At 71.2% G+C, this 22,310-nt stretch carries 20 protein-coding genes; 11 read left to right on the top strand and 9 right to left on the bottom strand.

Translation table 11 applies throughout. The features are described 5' to 3' along the window. Positions 1–59: 59 nt before the first annotated feature. Positions 60–2,360: a transglycosylase domain-containing protein gene (locus ABZ716_RS12950; protein WP_358958587.1), complete on the bottom strand. Its 2,301-nt coding sequence runs from the start codon at positions 2,358–2,360 to the stop codon at positions 60–62. A 255-nt stretch (positions 2,361–2,615) separates the two neighbouring features. On the opposite strand from ABZ716_RS12950, the gene ABZ716_RS12945 reads away from it, so the two are divergent. The 5 genes from ABZ716_RS12945 (at position 2,616) to ABZ716_RS12925 (ending at position 7,507) form a co-directional block, all read left to right on the top strand. Further along, a complete protein-coding gene (locus tag ABZ716_RS12945) occupies positions 2,616–3,518 on the top strand; it encodes an SPFH domain-containing protein (protein ID WP_358958585.1) in 903 nt (300 codons plus the stop codon). Further along, positions 3,515–3,772 (top strand): hypothetical protein, encoded by a 258-nt coding sequence (locus tag ABZ716_RS12940; protein WP_355965381.1) that lies wholly within the window; start codon positions 3,515–3,517, stop codon positions 3,770–3,772. Before ABZ716_RS12945 ends, ABZ716_RS12940 begins: the two co-directional genes overlap by 4 nt. A gap of 164 nt (positions 3,773–3,936) precedes the next feature. After that, positions 3,937–4,461: a PadR family transcriptional regulator gene (locus ABZ716_RS12935; protein WP_351883101.1), complete on the top strand. Its 525-nt coding sequence runs from the start codon at positions 3,937–3,939 to the stop codon at positions 4,459–4,461. After that, positions 4,458–5,144, top strand: coding sequence for an ABC transporter ATP-binding protein (locus ABZ716_RS12930; protein WP_358811110.1), 687 nt, complete (start codon positions 4,458–4,460; stop codon positions 5,142–5,144). Before ABZ716_RS12935 ends, ABZ716_RS12930 begins: the two co-directional genes overlap by 4 nt. Beyond that, positions 5,141–7,507, top strand: a complete 2,367-nt coding sequence (locus tag ABZ716_RS12925; protein WP_358958583.1) for an FtsX-like permease family protein — start codon at positions 5,141–5,143, stop codon at positions 7,505–7,507. The genes ABZ716_RS12930 and ABZ716_RS12925 overlap by 4 nt, the downstream gene beginning before the upstream one ends. A 38-nt stretch (positions 7,508–7,545) precedes the next feature. Here ABZ716_RS12925 and ABZ716_RS12920 read toward each other — a convergent pair whose 3' ends face one another. Next, positions 7,546–8,493, bottom strand: coding sequence for a hydrogen peroxide-inducible genes activator (locus ABZ716_RS12920; RefSeq protein WP_351883107.1), 948 nt, complete (start codon positions 8,491–8,493; stop codon positions 7,546–7,548). A 135-nt stretch (positions 8,494–8,628) separates the two neighbouring features. Here ABZ716_RS12920 and ABZ716_RS12915 point away from each other — a divergent pair, with 135 nt between their 5' ends. Continuing rightward, the gene (locus ABZ716_RS12915; protein ID WP_351883109.1) at positions 8,629–9,183 is read left to right on the top strand and encodes a peroxiredoxin; all 555 of its coding nucleotides are present in this window, start codon (positions 8,629–8,631) and stop codon (positions 9,181–9,183) included. Positions 9,184–9,186: 3 nt separating this feature from the next. Further along, positions 9,187–9,726: an alkyl hydroperoxide reductase gene (locus ABZ716_RS12910; protein ID WP_358811113.1), complete on the top strand. Its 540-nt coding sequence runs from the start codon at positions 9,187–9,189 to the stop codon at positions 9,724–9,726. An 88-nt stretch (positions 9,727–9,814) separates the two neighbouring features. Here the strand turns inward: ABZ716_RS12910 and ABZ716_RS12905 are convergent, their stop codons facing one another. From ABZ716_RS12905 to ABZ716_RS12890, 4 genes are all read right to left on the bottom strand, one after another. Next, on the bottom strand, positions 9,815–11,140 hold the full coding sequence (locus ABZ716_RS12905; RefSeq protein ID WP_358811114.1) for an AI-2E family transporter: 1,326 nt from the start codon (positions 11,138–11,140) through the stop codon (positions 9,815–9,817). A 120-nt stretch (positions 11,141–11,260) separates the two neighbouring features. Further along, complete coding sequence (locus ABZ716_RS12900; protein ID WP_358811115.1) at positions 11,261–11,983, bottom strand: transglycosylase SLT domain-containing protein; 723 nt, start codon at positions 11,981–11,983, stop codon at positions 11,261–11,263. Positions 11,984–12,397: 414 nt separating this feature from the next. Continuing rightward, on the bottom strand, positions 12,398–13,714 hold the full coding sequence (locus ABZ716_RS12895) for a PhoH family protein (protein ID WP_358811116.1): 1,317 nt from the start codon (positions 13,712–13,714) through the stop codon (positions 12,398–12,400). Between the two features lie 376 nt (positions 13,715–14,090). Further along, a complete protein-coding gene (locus ABZ716_RS12890; RefSeq protein ID WP_351883118.1) occupies positions 14,091–14,852 on the bottom strand; it encodes an isoprenyl transferase in 762 nt (253 codons plus the stop codon). Positions 14,853–14,981: 129 nt separating this feature from the next. Between ABZ716_RS12890 and mgrA the strand changes: the two genes are divergently transcribed. Beyond that, entirely contained in the window at positions 14,982–16,019 is a 1,038-nt protein-coding gene (gene mgrA / locus ABZ716_RS12885) for an L-glyceraldehyde 3-phosphate reductase (RefSeq protein ID WP_358958581.1), read from the top strand. Between the two features lie 142 nt (positions 16,020–16,161). Here mgrA and ABZ716_RS12880 read toward each other — a convergent pair whose 3' ends face one another. After that, on the bottom strand, positions 16,162–16,866 hold the full coding sequence (locus ABZ716_RS12880; RefSeq protein WP_358811118.1) for a prepilin peptidase: 705 nt from the start codon (positions 16,864–16,866) through the stop codon (positions 16,162–16,164). Positions 16,867–16,981: 115 nt separating this feature from the next. Between ABZ716_RS12880 and ABZ716_RS12875 the strand changes: the two genes are divergently transcribed. The 3 genes from ABZ716_RS12875 (at position 16,982) to ABZ716_RS12865 (ending at position 19,582) form a co-directional block, all read left to right on the top strand. Further along, positions 16,982–17,338 carry a DUF192 domain-containing protein gene (locus tag ABZ716_RS12875; protein WP_358811119.1) on the top strand — a complete coding sequence of 119 codons (357 nt, stop codon included), beginning with the start codon at positions 16,982–16,984 and terminating at the stop codon, positions 17,336–17,338. A 63-nt stretch (positions 17,339–17,401) separates the two neighbouring features. Next, complete coding sequence (locus ABZ716_RS12870) at positions 17,402–18,019, top strand: SMI1/KNR4 family protein (protein ID WP_351883122.1); 618 nt, start codon at positions 17,402–17,404, stop codon at positions 18,017–18,019. A 285-nt stretch (positions 18,020–18,304) separates the two neighbouring features. Next, positions 18,305–19,582, top strand: coding sequence for an extracellular solute-binding protein (locus ABZ716_RS12865; RefSeq protein ID WP_358811198.1), 1,278 nt, complete (start codon positions 18,305–18,307; stop codon positions 19,580–19,582). Between the two features lie 186 nt (positions 19,583–19,768). Here ABZ716_RS12865 and ABZ716_RS12860 read toward each other — a convergent pair whose 3' ends face one another. Together ABZ716_RS12860 and ABZ716_RS12855 are read right to left on the bottom strand one after the other, a co-directional pair. Further along, the gene (locus ABZ716_RS12860; protein ID WP_358811120.1) at positions 19,769–20,383 is read right to left on the bottom strand and encodes a hypothetical protein; all 615 of its coding nucleotides are present in this window, start codon (positions 20,381–20,383) and stop codon (positions 19,769–19,771) included. Positions 20,384–20,609: 226 nt separating this feature from the next. After that, entirely contained in the window at positions 20,610–22,196 is a 1,587-nt protein-coding gene (locus ABZ716_RS12855; RefSeq protein WP_358811121.1) for an MDR family MFS transporter, read from the bottom strand. Positions 22,197–22,310: the final 114 nt, after the last annotated feature.

Genomic DNA, 22,310 nt, shown 5'->3' with positions numbered 1-22,310 from the left:
GACACACCGCCGCCCCGCAGCGTTCTCGCTGCGGGGCGGCGGTGTGTGCGTACGACGGCCTACTGCTGCGGCGCCTGCGGGAACAGGGGCGGCGGCGTCGGCTTCTTCGTCGGCTGGGGGTCCTGTGTCGGGGGCGTCGGGCCCTTCGTCGGCGGGGTCGGGCTCTTCGTCGACGAGGTCGGGTCCGGCTTGCCGGTGCCGCTGCCCGAGGGGTCCGGGGTGCCCGTCGGGCGGGTGCCGGAGCTGGACGGCGAGGGGTTGGCGGAGCCGGAGGGACCGGCCGAGGGGACCGCGGTGCGGGTCGGGGCGACCGGGGTGCCCATCTGCGCGTCCGACAGGTCGAACTGGCCCGTGCTGACGCCCTTGAGCGCGGCCGTCGTGTACGCCTGCCAGATCTGCGCGGGGAAGCTGGAACCGCCCGCGCGGCCCTTGCCGGCCGTACCGGTCAGGGTGACCTGGCTGTGCGTGTTGGGGTCCTCACCGAACATCGCGACGACGGTGACCAGCTCCGGGGTGTAGCCGGTGAACCAGGCGGCCACGTTGGACTCGGTGGTACCCGTCTTGCCCGCGGCCTGGTAGGCGTCGCTGCGGACGGCCTTGCCGGAGCCGTCCTGGACCACGCCGGTCAGGACCTTGGTGACGGTGTCGGCGGTCTCGCGCTTGATGACCTGGGCGCCGATGGGGCTGACCGACTTGTACGCGGCGTCGACGTGCTCGGCGCTCTTGACGATGGTCGGGGTGACCTTCTTGCCGTGGTTGCCGAAGGTGGCGTAGACCCCGGCCATCTCCACGGTGTTGGCGCTCATCGTGCCCAGGGACATGGCGGGCTTGTCGGCAGGCCAGCCCTCGCGGTCCTTCATGCCGAGGGCGATCGCGGTCTTCTTCACCTCCGGCGGCTTGGCGTCCACGATCATCTGCGCGTACACCGAGTTCACGGAGGAGTTGGTGGCCTCCTGCACCGTGAGCATCGGGTCGCCGTAGTTGACGTCGTCCTGGTTCTGCGGGGCGAAGGGGGTGTCGCTGCCGACCACGGGGCGCTTGCTGGTGCCGTCGTAGAGGGCGTTCGGGGTGATCAGGTGGCCGTCCTGGGTCTTCGCCCCGGTCTCCAGCGCGGTGGCGAGCACGATCGGCTTGAAGGTGGAGCCCGGCTGGTAGTCCGAGCGCAGGGCGTTGCTGGCCGCCTTCTCGGCCAGACCGGTACCGCCGTACATGGCGACGATGTTCCCGGTCTTGGCGTCCACGGAGGTGGCGCCGGCCTGGACGCTCTGGTCCTGGGGGCGGTCCTTGACGTTCTTGCGGTCGAGCTTGGACTCCAGCTCGTCCTGGACGGCCTTCTCCAGCGCCGCCTGCTTCTTCTTGTCGATGTTGAGGGTGATCGTCCAGCCACCGGCCTCGATGTCGGACTCCTTGATGCCCTGGCGGCTCAGCTCCTGCTTGGCGGCCTGGATCAGGTAGCCCTTCTGGCCGTCCATGCCGGGGCGCTGCTTGGGCTTGATGGGCTCCGGGAGGTGCAGGGTGTCGCGCTTGGCCTTGTCCAGCTTGCCCATCTCGACCATGTTGTCGAGGACGGCGTTGAAGCGGATGGTGACCAGTCGCCGGCCGTTCGGGCCCGCCGTGGCCAGGTCGTACTGGCTGGGGGCCTGGATGACGGCGGCGAGGTAGGCGCCCTGTTCGAGGGTCAGCTTGCTGGAGTCGACGCCGTAGTACGCCTGGGCGGCGGCCTGGATGCCGTAGGCGCTGCGGCCGTAGAAGTTGGTGTTGAGGTACCCGACCAGGATGTCGTCCTTCTCCATGCGCTGGTCGACCTTGAGGGAGATCACCATCTCCCGGAGCTTGCGGGTCGCCGACTGGTCCTGGGTCAGGTAGTAGTTCTTGACGTACTGCTGGGTGATCGTCGAACCGCCGGCCGTGCCCTTGCCGCGCAGGGTGTTGAAGACACCGCGGGCGATGCCCACGAAGTCGACGCCGCGGTCCTTGTAGAAGGTCTTGTTCTCGATCGCGATGAAGGCCGTCCGGACGTCCTCCGGGATCTTGTCGATCGAGACGATCTCGCGGTTCATCTCGCCGGTGCGGGTCATGACGGACCCGTCGGCCCACTTGAACGTGTTGCTCTGCAGGACCGCCGTCTTGTTCGGGTCGCTCGGCTCGTCCACGGAGAAGTAGAGGGCGAAGGCTCCGGCCACGAGGAGCAGGATCCCGCCGAGGAAGGTCCCGAGGATGGTCTTCCAGGTGAAGAAACGACGTATGCCGCTGCGCTGCTTCTTCCCGGTCGGCTTGCCCGCGCGCCCGGCGGCACGCCCGGTCGGCGCCTTCCGCCCACCGCGCTGCTGCTGCGCCCGTCGCGCATCTGCTCGGCCCATCGCTCCCGCTCCGCTCGATTACCCCCCCGACGTCAGCTCAGAAAACTAACACCGCAGGCTGTGACAAAGGTTGGCTAACCCTGATCAATAACGGTCAAATCGGACGTGAGAATCAGCACCCACTCCGATGGAACCGACGCTCACGATGCCGGATGGGTTGCGGTCACCGCAAAAAGTGATATCAATTTGCTAGGCATTCCGGCCGGACCCGGCCGGACGCGACCGACCAAACGGGGGTATTCCATGACAGCGACGATGGCGGACGAACGACCGGTCGAGGTAAGGGAGTTCGCGGCGCACAGCGTCGGCGGCGGGCTCGCGCTGCTGTCGGGGCTGGTGGGGCTGGCCGTCGGAGCCGGCCTGATCGCCGTCGGTGCGGGGGTGGCGGCGACGGCGGCGAAGGCCGTCCTGATCTCCGTCGGCGTCCTGCTGGTGCTGGCCTCCGTGATGGCCATGAGCGGCCTCAACACGGTGGCCCCCGGCCAGGCCCGCGTGGTCCAGCTGTTCGGCCGCTACCGGGGCACGATCCGCACCGACGGACTGCGCTGGGTCAACCCGCTGACCTCCCGCGAGAAGATCTCCACCCGCGTCCGCAACCACGAGACCAACGTCCTGAAGGTCAACGACGCCTACGGCAACCCCATCGAGCTGGCGGCGGTCGTGGTGTGGCGGGTGGCCGACACCGCGCGGGCGGTGTTCGAGGTCGAGGACTTCACGGAGTTCGTCGAGACGCAGACCGAGGCCGCCGTCCGGCACATCGCGATCGAGTACCCCTACGACTCCCACGACGAGGGCGGTCTGTCGCTGCGCGGCAACGCCGAGGAGATCACCGAGACGCTCGCGGCCGAGCTGGCCACCCGGGTCCAGGCGGCGGGCGTGGAGATCATCGAGTCCCGCTTCACCCACCTCGCGTACGCTCCGGAGATCGCCTCCGCGATGCTCCAGCGCCAGCAGGCCGGTGCGGTCGTGGCGGCGCGCAAGCAGATCGTCGAGGGCGCGGTGGGCATGGTGGAGCTCGCCCTGACCCGGCTGGCCGAGGAGGAGATCGTGGACCTGGACCCGGAGCGGAAGGCTTCCATGGTCTCCAACCTGATGGTGGTCCTGTGCGGCGACCGGGCGGCCACCCCGGTCATCAACACGGGCACCCTCTACCAGTGACCCCCCGGGGCGAGCAGGACCCGTCCGAGCCCAGGCCCGCCCGGGCCGGACGGGAACCGCGCAAACAGGTACTGCTGCGGCTGGACCCGCAGGTGTACGACGCCCTCGCGCGCTGGGCCGGCGAGGAGCTGCGCAGCGCGAACGCGCAGATCGAGTTCCTGCTGCGCCGGGCCCTGTCCGAGGCGGGCCGGCTCCCCGGCGGCGCCGCCCCGATCCCGCCCCGCGGCCGCCCCCGCACCAACCGGGACACCTGACCGCACCCACCCCGGACCCCGCAGCCCGGGCGCGACCACCGCGCCCGGGCCTTCTCGCGTCCGGGCCTTCTTGCGCCCGGGCCCTTTCGCGTCCGCGCGCACCGGGAGAGCACCCCCCGGGCATCTATACACCGTGCGTATACACCGCGTGTATAGTCGCGGCCATGTCCATCGGCCACACCCTGCTCGGCCTCCTGGAGGCCGGCCCGCGCCATGGTTACGACCTCAAGCGCGCCTTCGACGAGAACTTCGGCCACGACCGGCCCCTCGCCTACGGGCAGGTCTACTCGACCATGTCCCGCCTCCTGAAGAACGGCCTCGTCGAGGTCGACGGGATAGAGAGCGGCGGCGGCCCCGACCGCAAGCGGTACGCCATCACCGACGCCGGGATCACCGACGTCGAGCACTGGCTCTCCGAACCGGAGAAGCCGGAGCCGTACCTGCACTCCACCCTCTACACCAAGGTGATCCTCGCGCTGCTCACCGGCCGCAGCGCGAGCGGCCTGCTGGACACCCAGCGCGCCGAGCACCTGCGCCTGATGCGCATCCTCACCCAGCGCAAGCGCAAGGGTGACCTCGCCGACCAGCTGGTCTGCGACCACGCCCTGTTCCACCTGGAGGCCGACCTGCGCTGGCTCGAACTCACCTCCGCCCGCCTGGACCAGCTCGCCCGCGAGGTGCGCCGATGACCCCCGCCGGCTCCCTCCTCGTCGCCACCGGCCTGCACAAGGCGTACGGCACCACCAGGGCCCTCGACGGCGCCGAGTTCTCCATCCACCCCGGCGAGGTCGTCGCCGTCATGGGACCCTCCGGCTCCGGCAAGTCCACGCTCCTGCACTGCCTCGCCGGGATCGTCCCGCCCGACTCCGGCACCGTCACCTACGACGGCCGCGACCTCACCGCCATGGGCGACGCCGAGCGCAGCGCCCTGCGCCGCGGCCAGTTCGGGTTCGTCTTCCAGTTCGGCCGGCTCGTCCCCGAACTGACCTGTGTGGAGAACGTCGCCCTGCCGCTGCGCCTGGCCGGAGTCCGGCGCAAGGAGGCCGAGGCCACCGCCCTGGGCTGGATGGAACGGCTCCAGGTCGAGGACATCGGCGCCAAGCGCCCCGGTGAGGTCAGCGGCGGCCAGGGCCAGCGGGTGGCCGTCGCCCGGGCGCTGGTCACCCGGCCCCGGGTGGTCTTCGCGGACGAGCCCACCGGCGCCCTGGACTCCCTCAACGGCGAACTCGTCATGCAGCTGCTGACCGAGGCCGCCCGGGCCGCGAGCGCCGCCGTCGTCCTGGTCACGCACGAGACCCGGGTGGCCGCCTACTCCGACCGGGAGATCGTCGTACGCGACGGCCGCTCGCGGGACATGGAGCGCGCCATATGAGCGGACCCCCTACGAGCAGCCTGCGGGCCTGGACCCGGGACCTCGCCCTCGGGGCCCGCTTCGCCTTCGGCGGAGGCCGCCGGGGCTGGACCCGTACGCTGCTCACCGGCATCGGCGTCGGGCTCGGCGTCGCGCTGCTGCTGCTCGGCACCTCGGTACCGGGCGCGCTGACCGCCCGCCACGCACGCGAGGACGCCCGCTCCCTCTTCGGCGCCACCGAGGCCCGCGCACCCGGCCGGGACACCCTGCTGGTCGCCCGCCTCAACCAGACCTACCGCCAGCAGGACATCGACGGGCGGGTGCTGCACGCGGAGGGCCCCGACGCACCCGTGCCGCCCGGGCTGGAACGCGTCCCGAAGGCCGGCGAGATGGTGGTCTCCCCCGCCCTCGGACGGCTGCTGGCCTCCCCCGAGGGGGCCGGCCTGCGCGAGCGCCTCGGCGCCAGGATCACCGGGACCATCGCCGACCAGGGCCTGACCGGCCCGGCGGAACTCCTCTTCTACCTGGGCGACGACACCCTGCCCGCGCCCGGACAGGCCGAGCACCGGGTCCAGCGGATCACCGCCTTCGCCGGCCACCCCGAGCCGCGCGGCCTCGACCCGGTGCTGATGCTGCTGGTGCTCCTGACCTTCGTCGCCCTGCTGACACCCGTCCTGGTCTTCATCGCCGCCTCCGTCCGCTTCGGCGGCGAGCGGCGCGACCAGCGGCTCGCCGCGCTGCGCCTGGTGGGCGCCGACGGCCGCACGGTGCGCCGGATCGCGGCCGGGGAGGCCCTGTGCGGGGCACTGGCCGGGCTGGTGCTCGGCGCCGGCTTCTTCCTGGCCGGCCGCGGCCTAGCCGGCTCCCTCTCCTTCGACCAGCGCAGCGTCTTCCCGTACGACCTGGACCCCTCCCCGTGGCTGCTCCTGCTGGTGGCACTGGCGGTCCCGGCGGCGGCCGTGGGCGTCACCCTCCTCGCCCTGCGCCGGGTGGTCATCGAGCCGCTGGGCGTCGCGCGGACGGCCGCGCCGCGCCGCCGCGTCTGGTGGCGGCTGCTGCTGCCGCTGGCCGGGCTGGGCCTGCTGGCCCCGCTGGGAACGCGCAGCGGGCGGCAGGAGGGGATCAACCGGTGGCAGGCCGGCGGTGGTGTGGTGCTGCTGCTGGTCGCCGTCACCGTCCTGCTGCCGTGGCTGCTGGAGCGGACCGTCGGAAAGCTCTCGGGCGGACCGGTCTCCTGGCAGCTGGCCGTCCGCCGGCTCCAGGCCGACAGCGGCGGCGCCGCCCGCATGGTCAACGGGATCGCGGTGGCGGTCGCCGGGGCCATCGCCCTCCAGATGGTGTTCACCGGCGTCGAGGAGAACTACGAGGCCCCCACCGGCCAGGACCCGGCCCGTGCGGCCGTGGCGGTCCTGATGCGGATGGGCACCGAGTCCCACCTCGACGAGCTCGCCGGGAAACTCGCCGCGACCCCGGGCGTCGTCCGCGCCGTCCCCCTGACCGACGTCCGCGTGGCGCGGAGCGTCCCGGCCGACGACCAGACCGCGCAGCTCACCATCGGCAGCTGCGAGGCGCTGCGCGAGGTCGCCGAGATCGGCACCTGCACCGAGGGCGACGCCTTCGTCCTGTCCGGCGGCGGCCTCTCCCCCACCGGCGGGCCGCTCACCCCCGCTCCCGGCGAACGGATCTACGCCGGCAACATCACCTCGTACGGGGTCCGCGAGCTGCCCGGCGAGAAGCCCGTCGAGTGGACCGTCCCCGCGGGCGCCCGCACGGTGCGGCCCGTGACGGACCCGGGGGGCCGGCTCCGCCAGGGGCTGCTGGCCACGCCGTCGGCCGCGCCGAAGGACCTGGGCAGCTGGCCCGCCCGCGAGGTCTTCGTCCAGACCGACGGGGACCGGGCCGAGACCCTCGACCGGGTCCGCACGACGGCGTTCAAGGCGGACCCCTTCTCCCCGGCGGTGACCCTGGCCGAGGTTTCCGAGAACGCCTCGTACACGGCGATCCGCACCGGGCTCTTCTTCGGCGCCGCGGGGCTGCTGGTGCTCATCGGCACCAGCCTGCTGGTGTCGCAGCTGGATCAGCTGCGTGAACGGCGGCGCCTGCTGGCCGCGCTGGTGGCCTTCGGCACCCCGCGCGGGACGCTCGGCCTGTCCGTGCTCTGGCAGACCGCCCTGCCGGTGGCGGTCGGGCTGTCGCTGGCGACCGGCGCGGGCCTGGGCCTGGGGTCCACCCTGCTGTGGGTCACCGGCGGCTCCGTGCGGATCGACTGGGTCTCGGTCCTGGCCCTCGCCGGGGCCGGAGCGGCCGTGGTCGCGCTGGTCAACCTGCTGAGCCTGCCGCCCCTGCTGCGCCTGATGCGCCCGGACGGCCTGCGCACGGAGTGACCCCCGGCCCCCTACGGGGCCACCCGCGCCCGCTCCCCTCAGTCGGTCGGCCACACCGGGAGCGGGCGCACCGCCTCGCGCAGCGCGCCCGCGATGGCCCGGAACTCCTCCTGCCGGGCGGTCCCGGTCCGCATGGCCAGGGCGATCCGCCGCGAGGGGGCCGGCTCGGCGAAGTACCCGGTGGCCAGGGCCTCGTTACGGGCCGTCTCCAGCCGCAGCGCGGTACGCGGCAGCAGGGTCACCCCGAGCCCCCCGGCCACCAGCTGGACCAGCGTGGACAGCCCGGCGGCGGTGGTGGTGACGTCCGCGCCGGCGGTGCGCCCGGCCTCGCGGCAGATGTCCAGGGCCTGGTCGCGCAGGCAGTGCCCCTCGTCGAGCAACAGCAGCTGAAGGCCCCGCAGTTCCTCGCGCGGGATGTCCCTGCGCCCGGCCAGCGGATGCTCGCGGGGGGCCAGCAGGACGAAGTCCTCGTCGAAGAGCGGGAGTTCGCACACCCCGGGCACGCCCAGCGGCACCGCGAGCAGCAGCAGGTCCAGCCGCCCGGCGGCCAGCCCCTCCAGCAGGGACGCCGTCTGCTCCTCGTGGACCTGGAGGTCCATGCGCGGGTAGCGCCGGTGGAAGAGCCCGAGCACGGTCGGCAGCAGGTACGGGGCCACGGTCGGGATCACCCCGAGGCGCAGCATCCCGGTGAAGGGGGCCCGTACCGCCTCGGCCTCCTCCAGCAGACCGCCGAGCGCGTCGAGCACCCCGCGAGCCCGGACCGCGATCCGCTCGCCCGCCGGGGAGAGCAGCACCTTGCGGGTGGTGCGCTCCAGCAGCTGCACCCCGAGGGCCTCCTCCAGCGCGGAGACGGCCCCGGAGAGCGCCGGCTGGCTCATTCCTATCGCCGCGGCGGCGTCCCGGAAGTGCAGGTGTTCCGCGACCGCCGCGAAGGCGCGCAGCTGCGCCAGCGTCGGCTGCTTCTGTCCCCTACTACTGACAGCCACTGATAGGTACCTCCGATCACCCACCCCAAGACTAGCTATTTCTCTAATCAATGCAGCTGTGCCAGCATGTGAGATCCGTCCAACCCTCTCGGAAAGCCCCCAAAAGGGTCACTTTCCATTCTGCAAGGAGAGTTCGTGCTCACTGTCGGTGACAAGTTCCCCAGCTACGACCTGACCGCCTGTGTCTCGCTCGAAGCCGGCAAGGAGTTCGCGCAGATCGACCAGAAGACCTACGAGGGCAAGTGGCGCGTCGTCTTCTTCTGGCCCGCTGACTTCACCTTCGTGTGCCCCACCGAGATCGCCGCGTTCGGCAAGCTGAACGAGGAGTTCCTCGACCGTGACGCCCAGGTCCTCGGCGTCTCCGGCGACTCCGAGTACGTCCACCACGCCTGGCGCAAGGACCACGCCGACCTGCGTGACCTGCCCTTCCCGATGCTGGCCGACTCCAAGCACGAGCTGATGCAGGCGTGCGGCATCCAGGGCGAGGACGGCTTCGCGCAGCGCGCCGTCTTCATCGTGGACCCGAACAACGAGATCCAGTTCTCCATGGTGACCGCCGGTTCCGTGGGCCGTAACCCCAAGGAGGTCCTGCGGGTCCTCGACGCCCTGCAGACCGACGAGCTGTGCCCCTGCAACTGGAACAAGGGCGAGGACACCCTGAACGCCGGCGCCCTGCTGGCCGGTGAGTGACGGATGTCCCTCGACACCCTCAAGTCCGCCCTGCCGGACTTCGCCAAGGACCTGAAGCTGAACCTGGGTTCGGTCATCGGCAACCAGGACACCCTCACCCAGCAGCAGCTGTGGGGCACCGTCCTGTCCTGCGCGATCGCCGCCCGCTCCCCGCGCGTCCTGCGTGAGCTGGAGCCCGAGGCGAAGGCCGCGCTGTCCCCGGAGGCGTACGACGCCGCCAAGTCCGCCGCCGCGGTCATGGCGATGAACAACGTCTTCTACCGGACCCGGCACCTGCTCTCCGACCCGGAGTACGGCACGCTGCGCGCGGGCCTGCGGATGAACGTCATCGGCAACCCGGGCGTGGAGAAGGTGGACTTCGAGCTCTGGTCGCTCGCCGTCTCCGCCATCAACGGCTGCGGCCAGTGCCTGGACTCGCACGAGCAGGTCCTGCGCAAGGCCGGCGTGGACCGCGAGACGGTCCAGGAAGCCTTCAAGATCGCTTCGGTGATCCAGGCCGTCGCCGTCACCCTCGACGCCGAAGCGGCCCTGGCCGCCGAGTAGTCCCCCGTACGAGTGGACCTCGTACGCCCCTCCGTGCCCCGCGGCCCCTCCGGCCGCGGGGCACGGTGCGTTCAGGGCGCCGTGGCGCTCACTCCCCGGCCCCCTGACCCGGCGCCTCGACGGCCGTGGCCCCGTGCGGCCCCGGCCCGGCCGCGGAGACGGGGGCGAGACGGCGCTCGCGGGAGTACGCGCGCAGGTAGACGACGACGGTGTTGGTGACGGCGACCAGCGGAACGGCGACGACCGCGCCGCCGATCCCGGCGATCATCCCGCCGGCCGCGACCGACAGCACCACCGCGAGCGGGTGGACCCGTACGGCCCGGCCCAGGATGAAGGGCTGGAGCACGTGCCCCTCGATCTGCTGCACCGCCAGCACCACCAGCAGCACCATCAGCGCGGTGAACGGCCCCTGCGTCACCAGGGCCACCACCACCGCGAGGGCGCCGGAGACCACCGCGCCGACGAGCGGGATGAAGGCGAACAGGAAGATGAACACGGCGAGCGGCACCGCCATGGGCACCTTGAGGAAGTAGATGCCCAGGCCGATGAAGACGGCGTCGATGAGGGCGACGAGGACCGTGCCCCGCACGTACGCGGTGAGCGTGCGCCAGGCGCGCGGACCGGCCCCCGCGACGCCGGGGCGGGCCGCGGAGGGGACCAGGCCGAGCACCCAGTTCCAGATCTTCTGGCCGTCGTAGAGCAGGAACAGCGTCGAGAACATCGCGAGCAGCATCCCCGTCAGCACCTCGACGAGCACCGTCACGCCCTGGAGTCCGGCGGAGGTTATCTCCTCGGTGTTGGTGCCGATGGTCTCGCTGAGGTTCTTGGCGATGTCGTTGATCTGCTTCTCGGTCACATGGAACGGACTGTCCAGTGCCCAGCTCTTGAGCTCGTTGATGCCCTCGCGCAGCCGGTTGGAGAGGTCGTCGAGGTTCTCCATGACCTGCCAGACCACGAACCAGCCGACCAGCCCGATGACGACGAAGCCGAGGATCGCGGTGACGGCGGTGGCCAGACCCCGCGGCAGCCCCATCCGCCGCAGCCGGACCACGAAGGGCTGGAGCAGGGCGGTGACGAGGAGGGCGGCGGCGAAGGCGAGGACGACCAGGCGGACTTCGCTGATCACCTTCATCAGCACCCAGACCATCCCGGCGAGCAGCAGCAGCCGCCAGCTGGCCTCGGCGGCGACGCGCATCCCCCAGGGGATGACGGCCACCGGGTCGGGCCGGGCGGGCGGCGGGGGTTCCTCGTACGCGGCGGGGGGCCGGGGCTCGGGGGCGGAGCCGGCCGGAAGCGACGGCTCCGCGTCGGCCTCGGCTTCCGCCGCGACCTCGGCCCGCCGCTCGTTCAGGCGTGCCTCCATCCGGCTCAGCCCTGTGCCGAGCCGGCCGAGCCAGCCGGTTCTCTTCGCCATGTCGTTCCCTTTCCCCCCGCCCCGCGGACGCATTCGCTCGACCGTACACGCGCCGAACCCCACACCGTAGGACGGTGTGGGGTTCGCCGGGGTTGTGCGCGGGCGTCGTCCGCCGCGGCTCTAGTACCAGCCGTTGGCCTGGTGGAAGCTCCAGGCGCTGCAGGGGCTGCCGTAGCGCTCGTTCATGTAGCCCAGGCCCCACTTGATCTGGGTGGCCGGGTTGGTGCGCCAGTCCGAGCCGGCCGAGGCCATCTTCGAACCGGGGAGCGCCTGGACCAGGCCGTAGGCGCCCGAGGAGGAGTTCACGGCCTGGTAGTTCCAGGTCGATTCCTCGTTGATGATGTTGGAGAAGCACTGGAACTGGCCGGAGGGGACCAGCTGCCGGGCGATGTCCTTGACCTGGGCGACCGTGTAGGAGCCCTGGACGGGGAAGTCACCGGCGTCGCGGGTGGCCGAGCGGCTGGCGATGCCCTCGGCGGAGTCGCGGGCGTCCTTGAGCTTCTTGGCTTCCGCGTCCTTCTTCTCCTGCTCCGCCTTCTCCGCGTCCGCCTTCTTGGACTTGGCGTCCTCGGCGGCCTGGATGCGGGCTGCCTCCTCCGCCGAGCGCTTGGCGTCGGCGTCGGCGGCGTGGGCGATGGCGTCGGCCTGCTGGGTCAGGGACCCGCTCTGGACCTGTGCCTGCTCGCCGACCGGGATGTCAGTGAGGAGAGTCGCTCCGGACGCGGTCGTCTCGAGGTCGTTCGAGGTGGCGGCGTCGCCAGTGGCAACGCCTACGACTGCGCCGACGGTGGTGACCGCGGTGGCCGAAGCCACTGCGAACCCCCGGACCGAGATCCGGCTCACACGGTGTCCTTCCAGCAGCGTCCGCAGTGACCGCGCGAGCGCAAGAGTGCCCCTTCGACACTGGGCTCCGTGGTGCTCTGGTCACTGGAGCCACGGGCCCGTGGACAACTCCCTTGCGGGGGCTGCCACGTGAAACCGGGCGGCATACGGTCAACGGCTGTGGAGTTGTGGTGCTGCGCGCATCCCCAACTGGAGACAGGGGATACAGATGTGCCGTATGCGGGGCCTGACGGAAAACAGACTCTGCCGGACCTCGACGCCGCAAGGCAATTCTGCGTTGCGTGGGAAAGGTCACACCAGGCAGGGAGCAGCTGTTTTCGGCAAAGCCCTGTGCGGAACGACGCCGTCCGGCTAGGCTCCTGGGCCTTTGCCGGACGGCGTCAACTCACCGTCCCGGTATGGGGGATTTGACCCTTACAGGCTTTCGAGCATCTCCGTGACGAGCGCGGCGATCGGGGACCGCTCGGAGCGGGTGAGCGTGACGTGGGCGAAGAGCGGATGCCCCTTCAGCTTCTCAACGACGGCGACCACCCCGTCGTACCGGCCGACCCGCAGGTTGTCGCGCTGGGCCACGTCATGGGTCAGGACCACCCGCGAGTTGGCCCCGATCCGGGACAGAACGGTCAGCAGGACGTTGCGCTCCAGGGACTGCGCCTCGTCGACGATGACGAAGGCGTCGTGCAGGGAGCGGCCCCGGATGTGCGTGAGCGGCAGGACCTCCAGCATCCCCCGGCCCAGCACCTCCTCGATGACCTCGCGCCCGGCGACCGCCGAGAGGGTGTCGAACACCGCCTGCGCCCAGGGGCTCATCTTCTCGGAGGCGTCTCCGGGCAGGTAGCCGAGGTCCTGGCCGCCCACCGCGTACAGCGGCCGGAAGACCATCACCTTCTGGTGCTGGCGCCGCTCCAGGACCGCCTCCAGACCCGCGCACAGCGCCAGCGCCGACTTCCCGGTGCCGGCCCGGCCGCCCATCGAGATGATCCCGACCTCCGGGTCGAGCAGCAGGTCCAGGGCGATGCGCTGTTCGGCGCTGCGGCCGTGCAGCCCGAAGGCGTCGCGGTCGCCCCGTACGAGCTTGACGTTGCCGTCGGCGGTGACCCGGCCCAGGGCCTTGCCGCGCTCGGACTGGAGGATCAGGCCGGTGTGCACGGGCAGTTCGGCGGCCTCCGGGACGTAGAGCCGCTCCTCGGAGTAGAGGAGGTCCACCTGCTCCCCGGAGAGGGCGAGCTCGCTCATGCCGGTCCAGCCGGCGTCGGTGATGGCGAGTTCGGCCCGGTACTCCTCGGCGAGCAGGCCCACCGAGGACGCCTTGATGCGCAGCGGGAGGTCCTTGGAGACGACGGTGACGTCGTAGCCCTCGGCCTGGAGGTTGCGGGCGACCGCGAGGATGCGGGAGTCGTTGTCCCCCAGCCGGAACCCCGCCGGCAGGACGCCGGGGTCGGAGTGGTTGAGCTCGACGCGCAGGGTCCCGCCCAGATCGCCCAGCGGGATGGGGGCGTCGAGGCGGCCGTGGCGGACCCGGAAGTCGTCGAGCAGGCGCAGGGCCTGACGGGCGAAGTAGCCGAGCTCGGGGTGGTGCCTCTTCGCCTCCAGCTCGGTGATCACCACGATCGGGAGTACGACCTCGTGCTCGTCGAAGCGGGAGATCGCATGGGGGTCTGCCAGCAGGACGCTGGTGTCGAGGACGTAGGTCCGCCTGTCGTTCAGGCGGCGCTTAGTGCTGGTCACCACGGAAGGACGTACCCCCTCGTAAGAGGTCGGGCCATGAAGACCGGACCGGTCAACGGCACCTGTGCCAGGGCCGCTTTCCGGCCCTCCATTCCGTCCGTGCGAACCGCACGCTCGTCCTGGTGCAAAGGGCCTCCCGGGCGGACGGCCCTGTGCCGCCCGCTGAGATGCGACACCCGTGGACCGGGTGTCGACCTGCAAGGCTTATTCCCGGGAACGGGGGCGCCCATGCCATGGCATATGACGGACGCTCGGTGAACCCCTGGTGAAGACTCGGCCAGGGGGACGCGCGGGGCGAGGGGGGCCTACGGGGAGGGGGAGCCGAGAGGGGGGACCGGCCGACCGGGGGTCAGGTCCTGCGGGGTCAGGTCCCGTGGGGTCAGGTGCCGTACCGGCGGTGCCGGGCGGCGTAGTCGCGCAGGGCGCGCAGGAAGTCGACCTTGCGGAAGGCCGGCCAGAAGACCTCGCAGAAGTAGTACTCGGAGTGCGCGCTCTGCCACAGCATGAATCCGGACAGCCGCTGCTCGCCGCTGGTGCGGATCACCAGGTCGGGGTCGGGCTGGCCGCGGGTGTAGAGGTGCTCGGCGATGTGGTCGATGTCGAGGACCTCGGCGAGCTCCTCGAAGGAGGTGCCCTTCTCGGCGTGCTCCAGCAGCAGCGAGCGGACCGCGTCGGCGATCTCCTGGCGGCCGCCGTAGCCCACCGCGACGTTGACCAGTATCCCGTCGACGTCGTGCGTGGCCTCCTCGGCCTCCTTCAGCACGGTCTGCGTCCGGGAGGGCAGGATGTCCAGGTTGCCGACGTGGTGGACGCGCCAGCGACCGTCCTCGGCGAGGCCCCTGACGGTGTTCTCGATGATGTTGAGCAGCGGGCGGAGCTCGACCTCCGGCCGGTCCAGGTTGTCCGTGGAGAGCATCCACAGCGTGACGACCTCGACGTCCGTCTCGGTGCACCAGCCCAGCAGCTCGGAGATCTTGTCGGCACCGGCCTGGTGGCCCTGCTCCGTCGTACCTCCGGACGCCTTCGCCCAGCGCCTGTTCCCGTCCAGGATGACGCCGATGTGCTTGGGCGACGCGTCATGGTCGAGGCGACCTTCCACCCGGCGTGCATAGAGCTTGTACACCAGGTCGCGCAGCTTCACGATCTTCCAGCCCCTCCGTGCAATGCCCCCGTACAGATTGCGGTCTCCCCCGAGTCCCCGCCACATTACTGCGCGGCGGGATGGGGTACCCAACTCGGCAGGTCACAAGTCCGTGATAGCAAGGACAACGTGACTGATACCAATCCCTATCGGGCAGAGCCCTCCCGCTACGACTCCATGCCCTACCGGCGCACGGGCCGCAGCGGACTCAAGCTTCCCGCCATCTCCCTCGGCCTCTGGCACAACTTCGGTGACGACAAGTCCCTGGAGTCCCAGCGGTCGATCCTGCGCCGCGCGTTCGACCTCGGCGTCACCCACTTCGACCTGGCGAACAACTACGGCCCGCCGCCCGGTTCGGCCGAGCTGAACTTCGGCACGATCTTCGCCCAGGACTTCGCGCGCCACCGCGAGGAGCTGGTGCTGTCCACGAAGGCCGGATACCTGATGCACCCCGGGCCGTACGGGGAGTGGGGCAGCCGCAAGTACCTGCTCGGGTCGCTGGACGCCTCGCTGAAGCGGATGGGCGTCGACTACGTCGACATCTTCTACTCGCACCGGTTCGACCCGGAGACCCCGCTGGAGGAGACCATGGGCGCGCTCGCGTCCGCGGTCCAGCAGGGCAAGGCGCTGTACGTGGGCGTCTCCTCGTACACGGCGGAGCAGACCGCCGAGGCCGTGCGGATCCTGCGGGACATGGGGGTGCGGCCGCTGATCCACCAGCCCTCGTACTCGATGATCAACCGCTGGACGGAGGAGGACGGGCTGCTGGACACCCTGGAGGAGGCCGGCATGGGCTGCATCGCCTTCGCGCCGCTCGCCCAGGGTCTGCTGACCGGCAAGTACCTCCAGGGCATCCCGGCGGACTCCCGGGCCGCCGCGGGCAAGTCGCTCAACCCGGAGCTGCTGTCCGAGGACGTCCTGCGCCGGCTGCGCGGACTGGCCGACATCGCGGCCCGGCGCGGCCAGTCGCTGGCGCAGCTCGCGCTGAACTGGGTGCTGCGGGACGACCGGATGACCTCGGCGCTGATCGGTGCGTCGAGCGTGAAGCAGCTGGAGGAGAACGTGGCCGCGCTGGCCGGGGCTCCGCTGTCGGAGCAGGAGCTGAAGGAGATCGACTCCTTCGCCGTCTCCACCCCCGGCACCAACATCTGGGCCCAGCGCGGCTGACCTGCGCGTTTGCCCGGGCGGCGGGGGAAGGGCGGCGGAAAAGAAAAACGGGCCGGTCCGTGGGGGGGATACGGACCGGCCCGAGGGGGGGGTTCCACCATAACCCTTCGTAAAGCGTCCTGCGTGCATCGACGCAGAATGATTACGCTCCGAATCCGCCCAGCAGCACTCCGGAGAGGGCTCCGGCGGCCATGAAGGGCCCCAGGGCGAAGCCCGTCTTGCGGGTCGCGCGGCCGGTCAGGAGCAGTGCGAGCCCGTACAGGGCCCCGTAGAGCAGCCCGAGGAAGGCCCCCGCCACCCATACCCCCCACCCGTACCACCCAAGAGCGACCCCCAGGGGAAGCGCGAGCTTGACGTCGCCGAGGCCCATCCCGGCGGGGTTGACCAGGAACAGCACGAGGTACGCCGCGCCGAGCGCGGCCCCGCCCAGCAGGGCCCCCCGCCAGCTGCCGGCGGCCCGGGGCAGGAGGGCGGCCACGCCGAGCAGGGCGGCGGTGGCGGCGGCGAGGGGCAGGGTGAGGACGTCGGGCAGCCGGTGCACGGCGAGGTCGACCATCCCGAGCAGCACTACGAGCGGGGCCACGAGGGCGAACACCGCCGCCTCGGGCCGGACCCCGCCGGCGGCGCCGAGCGCCCCGCACACGGCCGCGCAGACCAGCGCGGGCGCCCACGGGGAGCGGCCGGGACCGGGGCCGGGGCCGAACCACCCGGCGACGGGCCTCCCGTCGGGGCGGTGCGTACGCCAGGGCTCGCCCGGCTCGACGGAGAGCCGGTACGCGGCCCGGGGCAGCCCGGCCCCGGCGGCCGCCCCGTACACGGCGGCAAGGATGCTCACGACGACGCCCATCCGCCGACGGTAGGCCACCGGGGGCCCGGCGGGCAGGAGTTGGCTCCCCCCAGGTCGTCTCTTCCGGATCTCGTCGGTCAGGCAGGCTCCGGAAGAGACGGCCTAGGCTGGGCCCATGGCCTACCAGGACGGCACCGGAACCCTCCGCCTCGCGCGGACCACCCTCCCCCTGGAGATCGCCGCCTCCTACCGCGCCCGCACCCGCGGCCTGCTCGGCCGGGACGGCATCGCGGGGGCGCTCCTGCTCACCCCCGCCGCGAGCGTGCACACGTTCCGCATGCGGTTCCCCATCGACGTGGCCTACCTCGACCGCCGCCTGCGCGTCATCGCCCTCACCACCATGCCCCCGAACCGCCTGGGCCTCCCCCGCCCCCGCGCCCGCCACGTCCTGGAGGCCGAGGCCGGCGCGATGGCCGGCTGGGGTCTGCGCGTCGGCGACACCGTCATTCCGGAAGGGCTGGGCACCCCCTAGGTCACGGCGCCGCCGGGCGGTAGGTTGGGGCGGTTGAGCTGGGGTGTCAGGGGAGCGGCGGGCATGACGGAGAACGCGCGGGTCAAGGCGCTGGAGCAGATCATGCCGGCGACGCACGGCGCCGACGAGGACATCGACTGGCAGCGGGCCGAGGCCGTCTGGGGCACCCGCTTCCCCTCCGACTTCGTCGCGTTCATGGGCCGTTTCGGCGCCGGGTCGATCAACGGCGAGGCCGAGATCCTGCTCCCCCTGCCCAAGCCCGGACTCCAGTGGGACCCGGCGGGGATGGCCGAGGAGACCGCCAACGCCCGTGCCACGTGGGAGAGCCTCGGCGGCCGGGCCGTGCTCGATGTGGACCCGGAGTCGATCATCGCCTGGGGGGTCACCGCCGGCGCGGACATCCTGTGCTGGCTGGCCGGCGACCCCGATCCCGACCGCTGGCCGGTCCTGGTCGCGGGCCGGCACACCGCCGAAGCCTTCGCGGTGTACCCGTACGGCATGGCCGAGTTCCTGCTGCGGATGTGCTCCGACGAGTTCGACGTGAGCCCCGTCGGCATCACCTTCTGGGACGCCGGCCACCTCAGCTTCGTCCACTGGCGCAAGGCCCAGCGCCGCTGGCAGGAGGGCCGCAACCCCGAGACGGGCGACCCCGACCCGTACGCCGGCGAGTTCGCCGACTGACCCGATAGCGACCGCCACCACCCCGAGCCCGTTTCCGGAAGGAAACGGGCTTTTCGGTATGTCTACGCGCGTCCCATTCCGGCGGGTCATATCCGAAAACACAATGGCGGAATTCCTGTTTTGGAGCATTGAACACAAAGTCCGACCCCACGGAAACAACTCCGCCGGCTTCGGGAGAGAATTCCCGCCATGACGGGCCGCGGCGGGGCACCCCAGCCCGGAGTAACTCATAAGTAATAACGGGACTCAAAAGAAAATCAGGGGTATCCACTCGTGCGACGAAGAATGTTCGGCGCGGCCGCCACGGCTGCCGTGTTCGGCCTGCTCGTACCGCTGTCCGGCTGCGGCTCCTCCGACGGCGCCGCCTCCGGCGGCACCACGCTGCACCTGGTGGCCGCCGAATACGGTGACAGCGCGGCCACCAGCTCCAAGTCTTTCTGGGACAAGGTGACGAAGGATTTCACCGCCGCCAACCCCGGAATCAAGGTCCAGGTACGGCTCCTGCCCTGGGCCGACATCGACCGCGAGGTCTCCCGTATGGTCAAGGCCGGCAATGCGCCGGACATGGCCCTCATGGGCTCGTACTCGGACTTCGCGGCCCAGGGAAAGCTGTATTCCGCGGAAGAACTGCTCACCATCAGCGCCGAGGCGAACTTCCTCCAGCCGCTCACCGAGGCAGGCTCGGTGGGCAACACGCTCTACGGCCTGCCGTTCGTCGCGTCGAGCCGTCTGCTCTTCTACAACGACACCCTGTTCAAGCAGGCCGGGATCACCTCCGCGCCGAAGACCTGGTCCGACCTCGTGGCCGACGCCAAGGCGCTCAAGGACAAGGGCGTGAAGTACCCGGTCGCCCTGCCGCTGGGCCCCGAGGAGGCGCACGCCGAGGCGATGATCTGGGAGCTCAGCAACGGCGGCGGGTACGCCGACAGCAGCGGCAACTACAGCCTGGCCTCCGACCAGAACATCGCGACCTTCCGCTGGCTCAAGGACAAGCTGGTCACCCCGGGCCTCACCGGCCCGACCCCGCCGTCACAGCTCAACCGCGCCGACGCCTTCGCCGCCTTCCTGCGCGGCGAGGTCGGCATGGTCAACGGCTACCCCTCGCTGCTGCACGAGGCCCGCGCCAAGGGCATGACCGTCAACGCCGTCCCCATGCCCATCTCGGACAGCCTCGGCTCGGGCGAGGCCCCGCCGACCGTCGGCGTGGCCGACTGGATGATGGCGTTCAAGCAGAACGGGAACGGCGTGGAGATCGGCAAGTTCCTGGACTACGTCTACCAGGACAAGAACCTGTCGGACTTCGCCGGCCGCTACCACCTGCTGCCCTCGACGGTCTCGGCCTCCCGCACCCCCTCGGGCGGCGGCCTCGAACGCAACGACGAGCAGTTCCTGACTGCCCTGCGCGGCGCGCAGCTCTACCCGGTCAGCGCCCCCTCCTGGGTGACCGTCAGCGACACCATCAAGCGCAACATCGGCCACGCCGTCGACCCGAACGGCGACCCCAAGTCCGTCCTGGAGGGGATCGCCGCGAAGGCGGGCGAGGCCGCCCGGAAGAAGGACTGAGAACCGGCGGGACGGGACCTTCGCCCACCCTCGCACCCCTTCCCGTACGGCAGAATGGCTGACGGCACCTGATCCAAGGGCCGTGGCCCCGTCGCCCGACGAGCGCCCACAAGGTGCGCAGGGCGGCAGGCCGTTCTCCCACGCCCCTCCCCCCGCCGTTCTCCGGCCCCCTTCGCCGCTGCGCCGCTACTTCCCGGCGCGTTCCGCGGCGAACGCCTTGCGGTACTGCTCGCAGCTGGAGTCCCAGCGCAGCGTGCCGCCGATCTTCGCGTAGCCGGGGCGTTCCAGCGTCCACTCCACCGTGTACTCGCCGGTGTCGCAGGCGACCCGCTGGTTCCCCGGGATCTTCTGACTGCCCGTCGCCGGCTGTCCGGACAGCTTCTTGTCCACCTCCCCGACCACGCCGTGGCGCCCGTCGCGCAGTACGGCGTGCAGTGCGAGGGCGTGCTTGCCGTTCTTCGTGCTCAGGCCCTTGCTGACCAGGACGTCGGAGACCGTCCAGGAGAACTCGTACGAGGGCAGCCAGGCCAGGGTGTCCGGGTCTCCGACCTGCCGTTCCCACTCGGGGGCGCTCTCGGGTCCGGGCCGGGTGACGGTCCGGTACTGCACGCCGGGGTGGAAGCGGACCTGTCCTTCCACCTTGTGCTTCTGGTCCCCGCTCCACGCCTTCCCGCTGCCGACGGGGTCCTGGGGGAGGTTGCCCTTGCCGTCGGCGGCGGTGGCGGCCGCCTGGCCGAGGGCGGGGCTGAGGGCCGCGACGGCGGCGACGGCGGTGAGAGCGGCGGTACGGGTGCGCTTCATGCCCGGTCCAACGGGCCCCCGCGGCGGCCCGGAACGTCACCGCGCGCGCGTTCACCCGTACGGGAGCGGGCCGCGCGGGCACCGCTGACGGATCGCGGCCGGGGCGGGCATATGAGCTGACCGGTCGCGGCTGACGGTGCGGCGCGGGGCCGGAGGAGCCCGTACGCACGACGAGGCGGGTGCGGCCGGGAGATCCCGGCCGCACCCGCCTCTGGGGCTCCGCCTGTCAGTGCGCGAAGGAGTCCGCCGCCGAGGCCGCGGTCTGGGGGTTGCCGCCGGCCTGGGCCGGGCCCGCGCCCCGCAGCGGGACCTCCTTGACGAACCAGGCGAGCGCGAAGCCGATGACGGCGATCGCCGCGCCGAGCAGGAACGCCGAGTGCGTACCGGCGGCGACCGCGTGCTGGTAGGCGTCGCGGACGGCCTCGGGCAGCTTGGCCAGGCTGGCCGCGTCGAGCTGGGCGGATCCGGCGGCCTGCGCGGCCTGCGGGCCGAGCCGCTCGGACATGGTGTCGGTGACCTGGGAGGTGAACAGGGAGCCCATCAGCGCCACGCCGAAGGAGCCGCCGAGGGTACGGAAGAGGGTGGCCGAGGAGGAGGCCACGCCCATGTCCTTCATCTCCACGCTGTTCTGGGCCACCAGCATGGTGATCTGCATCAGGAAGCCCAGACCGGCGCCGAGGACGGCCATGTAGAGGCCGGAGACCAGACGCGTGGTGCCGGTGTCCATGGTGGCGAGCAGGAAGAGCCCGACGACCATGAGGGCGCCGCCGGCGATCGGGAAGACCTTGTACTTGCCGGTGCTGGTGGTGATGCGGCCCGCGATGAGTGAGACGGCCATCATCGAGAGCAGCATGGGCAGGAGCAGCAGGCCGGAGTTGGTGGCGGAGGCGCCCTGCACCGCCTGCTGGAAGAGCGGCAGGTAGAGCACGCCGCCGAACATGGCGAAGCCGACGAGGAAGCCGATGACGGACATGAGGGTGAAGTTGCGGCTGCGGAAGATGTGCAGCGGCATGACCGGCTCGGCGGCCTTGGTCTCGACGTAGAGGAAGGCGGCGATGGCCAGGACGCCGGCCACGATCAGGCCGATGATCTGCCCGGAGCCCCAGGCGTACTCGGTGCCGCCCCAGGTCGTCACGAGGACGGTCGAGGTGATGGCCACGGTCAGCAGGGCGGCGCCCAGGTAGTCGATCTTCGGCCGTTCCCCCTGCCCTGTCTTCTTGGGCAGGTGCAGCACCGCGCTGACCATCGCGAGGGCGACGGCGCCGAGGGGGAGGTTGATGTAGAAGGACCAGCGCCAGCCCATGTGGTCGGTGATGGTGCCGCCGACCAGCGGGCCGCCGATCATGGCGAGGGCCATCACGCCGGCCATCATGCCCTGGTACTTGCCGCGCTCGCGGGGCGGGATCAGGTCGCCGATGATCGCCATGACGCCGACCATCAGACCGCCGGCGCCCAGGCCCTGGATGGCGCGGAAGCCGATCAGCTGGCCCATGTCCTGGGCCATGCCGCTGAGCGCGGAGCCGATGAGGAAGATGACGATCGAGGTGAGGAAGGAGCCCTTGCGCCCGTACATGTCGCCGACCTTGCCCCAGATGGGGGTCGAGGCGGCGGTGGCCAGGGTGTAGGCGGTGACCACCCACGAGAGGTGTTCGAGGCCGCCGAGCTCGCCCACGATGGTCGGCATCGCGGTACCGATGATCATGTTGTCGAGCATGGCGAGCAGCATGGCGATCATCAGCGCCATGAGGACGACGCGCACGCTGCGCGGCTTCACCTCCTCCGGACTCCCGGTCTGCTTCACTGCGTCGCTCATGTCCACTCCCCGTGACACCGATCTCTTCATTCCCTGCGCGGACACTTACTTGCCGCCCGGCTAGTTCACTACACTGGGGAAGGTAGACGCGTCACTAGCCGGGCGTCAAGTAAG

Source organism: Streptomyces sp. NPDC006687 (assembly GCF_040636215.1).
In the GTDB taxonomy this organism is placed as follows: domain Bacteria; phylum Actinomycetota; class Actinomycetes; order Streptomycetales; family Streptomycetaceae; genus Streptomyces.
Note: the sequence above shows the minus strand (reverse complement) of the source record. Positions and strands in the feature narration are given on the sequence as shown.